The sequence below is a fragment of the Synechococcus sp. H55.2 genome (assembly GCF_047462495.1).
In the GTDB taxonomy this organism is placed as follows: domain Bacteria; phylum Cyanobacteriota; class Cyanobacteriia; order Thermostichales; family Thermostichaceae; genus Thermostichus.
In genome coordinates, this window is record NZ_JANSJH010000132.1 from 1 (window position 1) to 5,363 (window position 5,363).

General features: G+C 61.8%; 4 protein-coding genes. 3 read left to right on the forward strand and 1 reads right to left on the reverse strand.

What is annotated here, in order from left to right; all coding sequences use genetic code 11:
- Nucleotides 1-418: 418 nt before the first annotated feature.
- Nucleotides 419-1,543, forward strand: coding sequence for an ABC transporter ATP-binding protein (locus tag NW844_RS11950; RefSeq protein WP_414335929.1), 1,125 nt, complete (start codon nucleotides 419-421; stop codon nucleotides 1,541-1,543).
- Nucleotides 1,537-2,481 carry an ABC transporter permease gene (locus NW844_RS11955; RefSeq protein WP_414335931.1) on the forward strand — a complete coding sequence of 315 codons (945 nt, stop codon included), beginning with the start codon at nucleotides 1,537-1,539 and terminating at the stop codon, nucleotides 2,479-2,481. Before NW844_RS11950 ends, NW844_RS11955 begins: the two co-directional genes overlap by 7 nt.
- On the opposite strand, the gene NW844_RS11960 is transcribed toward NW844_RS11955, so the two are convergent.
- Nucleotides 2,464-3,483 (reverse strand): Rieske 2Fe-2S domain-containing protein, encoded by a 1,020-nt coding sequence (locus tag NW844_RS11960; RefSeq protein WP_414335933.1) that lies wholly within the window; start codon nucleotides 3,481-3,483, stop codon nucleotides 2,464-2,466. The two genes, NW844_RS11955 and NW844_RS11960, sit on opposite strands and share 18 nt — an antisense overlap.
- 275 nt (nucleotides 3,484-3,758) lie before the next feature.
- Here NW844_RS11960 and crtH point away from each other — a divergent pair, with 275 nt between their 5' ends.
- Complete coding sequence (crtH, locus tag NW844_RS11965; protein ID WP_414335935.1) at nucleotides 3,759-5,282, forward strand: carotenoid isomerase; 1,524 nt, start codon at nucleotides 3,759-3,761, stop codon at nucleotides 5,280-5,282.
- Nucleotides 5,283-5,363: the final 81 nt, after the last annotated feature.

The following is a 5,363-nucleotide window of genomic DNA, read 5'->3' on the forward strand; positions in this document are numbered from 1 at the left end:
AACCCATTCCAGACAAGTTCGACCAACCCAAGCGCTCCGCGCCGCCGACGCGACCACCCCCAGGCCCCTCACCCCCGGCCCCTCTCCCAGAGGGAGAGGGGTGGGAACATAGCAAGGAGCAGCTTCTCTGCTATTGGAAATGGCCGTAGATGCAAAAGCACTCAGAGCAAGGCAGGTCGGGGCAGAATCGGTTTTGGCAACAGCCCATGCACACCTTTCACGGGAGTGTTTACCACCTGCGTGATGTGAAAGTGGCGTAGCGACACTATCTTTCATCCATCCTGTCTTGAAAAGCTGCAGACAGGGATCCCCATTTGCAAGGCTGAGTGTAGAACTTGCGCCCATGGCGCAAGAGACAGCTGCAATTTTCCCGGAGACTTGCATACTGGGTTAAAGGATGTTGTCGGCGCTGCCAACTGTGACTGCGGGTGTCCTCTCCACCACCGTCCGGGATCCCGACTGGGATGTGGAGCTCAAGGGGCTCCGCAAGCGCTTTGGCGACTTTGTGGCCCTCGACGGCATCGACTTGCAGATTCGGCGAGGCGAGTTTTTTGGCCTATTGGGCCCTTCTGGCTGTGGCAAGACCACCCTGCTGCGCATCATCGCCGGCCTGGAGATGGCTGACGTCGGGGAAGTGGTGATCCGGGGGCGCCCGGTGGGCCACCTGCCCGCCCACAAGCGCAACGTCAACACCGTGTTTCAGAGCTACGCCCTTTTCCCCTTCCTGACCGTGGAGGAAAACGTCGCCTTTGGCCTGCGCAGGCGGGGGGTGCGAGGGGAGGCCCTGCACAAGCGGGTGGCCGCTGCCCTGGAATTGGTGGAGATCGGGGATCTGGCCAAGCGCAAGCCCCAGGAGCTCTCCGGTGGGCAGCAGCAGCGGGTGGCCCTGGCCCGCGCCTTGGTCAATGAGCCAGAGGTGCTGCTATTGGATGAGCCGCTCTCGGCGTTGGATGCCAAGTTGCGCAAGCAGCTTCAGGTGCAGTTGTGCGAGCTGCAGCGGCGGCTGGGCATGACGTTTATTTTTGTTACCCACGACCAGGAGGAGGCGTTGGTTACCAGCGACCGGGTGGCGGTGATGCGGGCCGGACGCATTGAGCAAGTTGGCCCCATTGACGAGGTGTACGAGCGGCCGGCAACCGCCTTTGTGGCGGACTTTTTGGGGGCCAGCAACCTCATCGAAGGGATCGCCTGTGGCACCGACTGCGTGGATACGCCCCTAGGCAAGCTCAAGGTGCCCGGGATCCAGCCCAACTTGGAGCCGGTGCAGTTGGCCATCCGCCCAGAAAAGATTCAGCTTTCCCGTAGCGGCTGGGATCTGCTGCCCAACCAAGTGCCGGTGCGGGTGGAAAACCTCATCTACACCGGGGCGGAGAACCAGTACTTGCTGCAGACGGCCAATGGACAGCAGCTCAAGGCCACCGCCCTCAACACGGATATTGAGGAGGCGGGGTTTGAGATCGGCGAGGCGCTGGTGGCCCACCTGCCCCCCAAGAGCCTGGTGCGCCTGCGGCCGGATCCCCGGCAGGAGGATCCCCCATGCTGAGATGGCCAGGGATCCCTTCTTCTGGCCAGCGTGCCCAGGTGCGCGCCGGGGAATTGCTCTCCCCCTGGCAGGAGCTGCTGCGCAGCCTCATCTTTGCCGGGCCGGGGGTGCTATGGGTGGTGCTGTTTTTGGTGCTGCCGGGAGTGTTGCTGCTGGTTTGCAGCTTTCTCAGCCGCGGCCAGTTTGGCGAGGTGGGACTGCCTCTGACGCTGGCCAACTACCTGCGCATTCTCGGCTACGGCCCCCTGGGCTGGACGCCCATCTACTGGCAGATCTTGGGCCGCAGCCTGCTGGTGGCGGCCGTCACCACCTTCTTTTGTGTGCTCCTGGCCTATCCCCTGGCTTTCTTTATTGTCGCCCACCCGCCCCGACAGCGGGATCTATTGCTGACGCTGGTGGTGGTGCCGTTTTGGACGAACCTGGTGATTCGCACCTACGCCTGGATGGTGGTGTTGGCGCCAGAAGGGTGGCTGGCCCGCCTGGCCGCCTGGCTGGGCTGGATCCCGCCCCAGACGGCTCTCTACCCCAGTTGGCTGGCCGTGTACCTGGGCATGGTCTACACCTTTTTGCCTTACATGGCCTTGCCCCTGTACACAGCAGTGGAGCGCATCGACTGGCGCCTGGCGGAGGCGGCGCGGGATCTCTACGCCAACGGCTGGCAGGTCTTCTGGTGGGTGCTTTTTCCCCAAACGCTGCCGGGGCTGGCGGCGGGCTTGATTTTGGTGGCCATCCCAGCGCTGGGTATGTTCGTGGTACCGGACTTGCTGGGGGGCAGCAAAACCTTGTTGATCGGCAATGTCATCCAGATGCAGTTTGGCGCCAGCCTGGACTACCCCTTTGGAGCGGCCCTTAGCTTTTTGGTTACCGGCCTGAGCCTGGGCTTGCTCTATGCCTACAGCCGCTATGCTGGCAGCCGCGGCCTAGAAGAGTTGATCTGAGGCATTGCCATGAGCTTTCAGCAGGGCGGCCAGTTGCTTGCGCATCAGGATCCCGGGTTTGTCGGTAAACATATGCTGCTCGGCGCTGAGGTCGAGAGGGACATCGGGATCCGTAGTTTCCAGAATGGCCCTGTCTTCCAAAGTTACAGCCCGGTCGAAGCGGACTACCTCTGAGGCTGGAGCATCCGCTTCCGTGTCGTTGCGCAGGCAAAACTGCACCACTTGCGAGGCCCGGTCGTTGATGGGGGTGGGGATGTTGACGATAACATGGCTGCGGCCATTGGGGTAGCGGATGTGAAGGTGGTTGGTGAAGGGCAGGTACCAGGTGGAAGTGGTGGTGCGCTCGGTTTTGGCAAGGGGAATGCCCAGGTTTTTTTGTTGCAGCTCTGGGTTGGCCACACCGACCACCAGACGGGTACGGATGCCGTAGTCCAGCTCCTCGATCTCGAGATGACTGGGTACCAGGTTGTCTAGGCTGCCAAAGGTGTTTTGATGCACAAAGCTGAAGTGGGCAGCATCGAACTCGTTCTCGCAGATGCGCAAACTGGCGCATTCCCAACGTTCGTAAAACTCGTGGATGAGCCGGTAGCTGGGATCCTCTGCCTCTGGAATGACCGGGATGTCTCGCAGGGGTTGAGGATCCAAACAAACCCAGGCATAGCCGTAACGGGCCTGGCAGAGATAGGCGGGAATGCGGTAGCCCTCCGGAATGCGCGCGCGAGCCGGCAACTGCGGCACCTTGACGCAGGCACCTGTGCCATCAAACTCCCAGCCGTGGTAGGGGCAGCGAATGTGGCCATCGCAGACAATCCCCTTGGAGAGTTGGGCCGAACGATGACAGCAGCGGTCGGCAGCAGCTTGGGGCTGCCCGGCTTGATCCAACCAGAGGACGATCTTTTCTCCCAGCAGCTCAAAGGGTTGCGGGGATCCCTGCTCCAGTAGGCTGAGGGGCATCACCGGGTACCAAAAGCGCCGAAAGACAGGATGCTGAGTAACCAACATGGCTGAAAATCCCCAGGGTGGGTGTGGGATCCTGGCTAGCAAATTGGCCGATTGGGTTCCGTAGCCTCTGCCACAATCCCGTTTGCGGATCCCCCAGCCGAAAAGAGGGAGTTGGGGTTGCTACCAAGCCTCTTCCCCAGGGATCCCGCTGCTCCGGGAAAATTAACTCTCGGGACTTCTGGTAGCTTGAGAATACCGGCTTTGCGTTCAACTCGAGGGATCCCTTGACCCAAACTCTGCCTTCTCAGGCTTCTGCCCAGCCCAAGTTCTCTGCCGTGTCTTCCCCCCCGGCTACTTGGGATGTGATTGTCGTTGGTGCTGGGATCGGCGGGCTGGTGGCGGCCACCCAGTTGGCGGCCAAGGGCTACCAGGTGTTGGTGTTGGAAAAATACCTCATCCCCGGCGGTAGCGCTGGCTACTTCGAGCGTCCGGATCCCAACGGCAACGGGATCTACCGCTTCGATGTCGGGGCTTCCATGATCTTTGGCCTGGGCACTCAAGGTACCACCAACTTGCTCACCCGCGCCCTGGCTGCTGTGGGCCAGTCTTTGGAATCCATCCCCGACCCGGTGCAGATTGCCTACCACCTGCCCCAGGGGCTCAGCCCCTGCGTGCACCGGGACTACGAGCAGTTTTTGCAGGAGCTAGCCAGCTATTTCCCTCAAGAAGCGGGCAGCATCCGCCGCTTCTACGACAGCTTCTGGCCCATTTTCAACAGCCTCAACGCCATGGAGCTCCTCTCTTTGGAGGAGTGGGGCTATCTCTGGCGCTCTTTTGTCGGCAACCCCCGCGCCTGCCTGACCTTGGCCCGCTACTTGCCGGTGAATGTGGGCCAGGTGGCACGGCGCCACCTACGGGATCCGGCGCTGCGGCGCTTTGTGGATATGGAGTGCTACTGCTGGTCGGTGGTGCCGGCAGATCGCACGCCCATGATCAATGCCGGCATGGTGTTTTGTGATCGCCACTACGGCGGCGTCAACTACCCCAAGGGAGGGGTGGGGCAGATTGCCCAGAAGTTGGCCCAAGGCCTAGAGGCCTGTGGGGGGCAAATCCGCTACGGGGCGCCGGTGCGGCGGATTTTGGAAGAACGGGGCCGCGCCGTGGGCGTCGAGCTCTCCAGAGGGGAAAAGCTCTTTGCCCGCAAGATCATCTCCAATGCCACCCGCTGGGATACCTTTGAGCGCCTCTGGCCGGGATCCCTGCCGGCGGCGGAGCGGCGCTGGCAAAGCCGCTACCAACAGTCTCCCAGTTTCTTAAGCTTGCACCTAGGGGTGCGAGCTGAGGCCCTGGCCGGCGAGCGCTACTGTCACCACATTCTTCTAGAAGATTGGCAAGACCTGGAGGCGGAGCAGGGCACGATCTTCGTCTCTATCCCCACCCTCTTGGATCCGGAGCTGGCCCCGCCGGGCCGCCACATTGTTCACGCTTTTACCCCCAGTTGGATGCAAACCTGGCAGGGCTTGGGCCCGGAGCAGTACCGGCAGCAAAAACAAGCGGCGGCCAAACGCCTTATCCACCGCCTGGAGGCCCTCTGGCCAGAGCTGGGATCCCACATCGAGCTGCTGGAGGTGGGCACTCCCCGCACCCACCGCCGCTTCTTGGGCCGCGTCGACGGCACCTACGGCCCCATCCCTCGCGGCACTCCCTGGGGCCTCTTGGGCATGCCCTTCAACCGCACCGCCATTCCCAACCTCTACTGCGTGGGCGATAGCACCTTCCCCGGTCAAGGCCTCAACGCCGTCGCCTTCTCCGGGTTTGCCTGCGCCCACCGGGTAGATGTAGACCTTTCCAATTCCTAAGGAAAATCATCGGAATTGCACAGCACTGACCACAAACTTAGCCACGTGCTCAACGCCTTACGGCAATCAAAGGAAAATCAT

Excerpts from the sequence above, each read along its gene's own strand:
- NW844_RS11955 (WP_414335931.1), top strand. The coding sequence starts at position 1,537 with ATGCTGAGATGGCCAGGGATCCCTTCTTCTGGCCAGCGTGCCCAGGTG.
- NW844_RS11960 (WP_414335933.1), bottom strand. The coding sequence starts at position 3,483 with ATGTTGGTTACTCAGCATCCTGTCTTTCGGCGCTTTTGGTACCCGGTG.